Here is a 2937-nt window from a genome sequence, read left to right on the forward strand (position 1 = left end):
GCCGTCGCGTACCTCCAGTCACAACCAACACAGAAGGAACACCAACCAGCACAGCATCATTCCCCCCACCAGCCCCATTCTGTTAGGAGTTCTTAGGGAGGCGGGAGTTGAGAGTGTGCGCGACGGCTTGGATGTCGCGCGCCGACCAGCGAGATAGATCGGTGCCTTTCGGGAAGTATCCCGTTGATGCTTTTATGATGCTCCTATAGATGTCAAGCAGTTTCGGCTGGTTGGTGCTGTGGAGGATGTTCGGTGAGGGCGTGGTAGACCTCGCGGGCTATGAATCGTTTGAGGCAGCGGATGATGTCTTTCTTCGAAAGCCCTTGTGCGGTGCGGCGTTCAACGTAGGCGTGGGTGCGCGGGTCATGGCGCATGCGGACCACGGCGATGGTGTGCAGGGCGTTGTTGGCTGCCCGGTCACCACCGCGGCCCCGGCGGTGTCGGCGGGTGCGACCGGATGAGGCGGGGATCGGGGCGACGCCGGCCAGGTGCGCGAACGCGGCTTCCGAGCGCATGCGTTGGGGATTGTCGCTGTATTGCGGGCTGCGCTCGTGTGAGGTCCTCACCTTGGACCTGGCCGATATCGACATGGGTCGGGGCTGGTTGCGGGTCTGGGGCAAGGGCGCCAAGGAGCGGACGGTCCCTCTCGACGCCGATGTCGCTCGAGCGATTCAGGCCTACCTGTTCCTCGAACGGCCCGAATCGTCGAGTCCGCGTGTGTTTCTGGTGTCGAAAGGCCCGCACCGCGGGCAGCCGTTGACCGCGGCGGGATTGCGCACGATCTTCCGCTACCACCGCGGCCTTTCCGGGGTCGCGGCGGGAAACCCACACGCGTTGCGGCACTCGTTCGGCACCGCGCTGGCCGACGCCGGGGTCGATCTGGCGGTCATGCAAGCCCTGCTCGGGCACACCCATGTCGACACCACCGCCCGCTACATCCATCTGGCCCCCAAGCGGGTGAAGGAGGAATTCGATGCCGCCCGCGCACGTATTCGCCGCCAAGACTGACGCGGACGAGTTCTACCACGCTTATCTGGCCAACCTGGCCCGCACCGGACGCGGCAGCGACCCTTACTACAGCGCGGCACGCACGTTCCTGCAACGCTGGCCCGACCCGCAAGCCTGGGCCTGCGAGCCACTGGAATTGCGTTTGGCGGCGAATTCGTCGACGCGGCCGTTCATCACGTTCCTGATGCTGCACGGGCATCTGCAGCCCGGTTACGACTACCTGCTCGAACGCAAGCTCGCCAGCCTCTGGCGCGAGATCGACGCCTCCCCGATCGGCCCGGACCTGGCCCGATTCCTCAGCACCGCACGAGGACTCGGATTTAGCGAACGGGTCCGCTCGGCGACCGGCTCCCAGGCTCCGGCCCGGTTGCTGATCCAGACCGGACGCCGCCTGGACCAGCTGCGCGAGATCGATCTCGACGAGTTCGCCGCAGCCTGCCGCGATCGTCAAGACCGCACCGGCAAGGGCTGGCACCACTACAAAGCCGCGCTGGCCACCACCCATCTGGTGTTGTTCCACCTCGGCATCATGGCCGCCCCACCCCAGCCCGGCGGGCCCTGGGACTTCGCGGTCCGCCTCGACGGCATCACCGAACCGATCGCCGCAGCGATGGTCGACTACCTGCAGGCCAAACGCGCCACCTGCACCCGCCACACCGTCTCGAGCCTGGCCACCCGACTGACCGGCTTCGGCCGCTTCCTCACCGACCTCGACCCGGACCTGGGTCGGTTGTCGAAGCTGAACCGCCGCCACCACATCGAACCCTGGCTGACCGGCCTGCTCACCACACCCAACACCAAATCCGACACCGTGATCACCGTCGCCGAACGCGCCCGCCGCGTCCTGGCCGTCGCCAACTTCCTCACCGAAATTACCGAATGGGGTTGGGACGACGCCCCACCACGAAAAGTGCTGTTCCGCAGCGACATTCCCAGAACACCTCAACCGCTGCCACGCTATCTGCCCGTCGACGCCGACCGGAAACTCACCGCCGCCCTGCACGCCAGCGACCACGAACTCGCCGCCTCCGCGCTGCTGCTGGCCCGCGCCACCGGCCTGCGCATCGGGGAACTGCTCGACCTGGAACTGGACTGCGTCCACGAAATCCCCGACCAGGGCGCATGGTTGAAAGTCCCGCTCGGCAAGCTCGACACCGAACGCATGGTCCCTCTCGACGGCGAAACTGTCACACTAATCGACAGAATCATCGAAATTCGCAGCACCGGAAGACCTTTACCGCATCCGCGCACCGGCAAACCCGCGCAGTTCCTGTTCACCCACCACGGACGCCGTCTCGCCCAGAACGGCATCCGCGCCGAGCTCGACCGGGCCGCCGCAGCGGCCAGGCTCGACCACGTCACCCCGCACCAACTGCGCCACACCTACGCCACCGCCCTGGTCAACGCCGGAGTCGCGCTGCAGTCACTGATGGCATTGCTCGGACACGCCTCCGCACAGATGAGCCTGCGCTACGGGAAACTGTTCGACGCCACCGTCCGCACCGAATACGAACGCGCCCTCACCCTGGCCAAGGACCACCTCGCCACCCTGCCCACCACCCCCGCCGACACCAAGACACTGCCACTGACAGCCATCACCGGCGGAAAGGACTGGACCGAGGCCCTTGCGCTGAAATCCCGTCTGGCAGGCGGCTTTTGCCTACGCGCACCGGCCCAGGGAGCCTGCCCCTACGCCAACATCTGCGAGCACTGCCCCAACTTCCGCACCGACACCACCTACCTGCCCATCCTCGCCGCACAACGCGCCGACGCGGCAAAACTGGCCGAAGACGCCGAACACCGCGGCTGGATCAGCGAAGCCGACCGCCACCACCAGCGCGACGTCCTCGTCGTTTGTCACCTGCTCGATCACGGTCATGCCCGTAGTGTTGCCGGGCCAGACTCAGCAGCGCACCGGGATCCCTTCGC

2 protein-coding genes and 1 pseudogene are annotated in these 2937 nt (G+C 66.3%); 2 read left to right on the forward strand and 1 reads right to left on the reverse strand.

From position 1 onward, the window contains the following. Positions 1–212 precede the first annotated feature (212 nt). Positions 213–530, reverse strand: a pseudogene (locus ACWEKS_RS49015) (transposase); the annotation flags it as partial. On the opposite strand from ACWEKS_RS49015, the gene ACWEKS_RS49020 reads away from it, so the two are divergent. Together ACWEKS_RS49020 and ACWEKS_RS49025 are read left to right on the forward strand one after the other, a co-directional pair. Further along, positions 514–1008 (forward strand): tyrosine-type recombinase/integrase, encoded by a 495-nt coding sequence (locus tag ACWEKS_RS49020; RefSeq protein ID WP_452346558.1) that lies wholly within the window; start codon positions 514–516, stop codon positions 1006–1008. The pseudogene ACWEKS_RS49015 and the gene ACWEKS_RS49020 overlap by 17 nt on opposite strands. Then, positions 974–2937, forward strand: a 1964-nt coding sequence (locus tag ACWEKS_RS49025; RefSeq protein WP_452346559.1) for a tyrosine-type recombinase/integrase, incomplete at its 3' end; no start/stop codon positions are given. The genes ACWEKS_RS49020 and ACWEKS_RS49025, both read left to right, overlap by 35 nt.

The organism is Nocardia sp. NPDC004711 (genome assembly GCF_053601595.1).

Excerpts from the sequence above, each read along its gene's own strand:
- ACWEKS_RS49020 (WP_452346558.1), top strand. The coding sequence starts at position 514 with ATGCGTTGGGGATTGTCGCTGTATTGCGGGCTGCGCTCGTGTGAGGTC.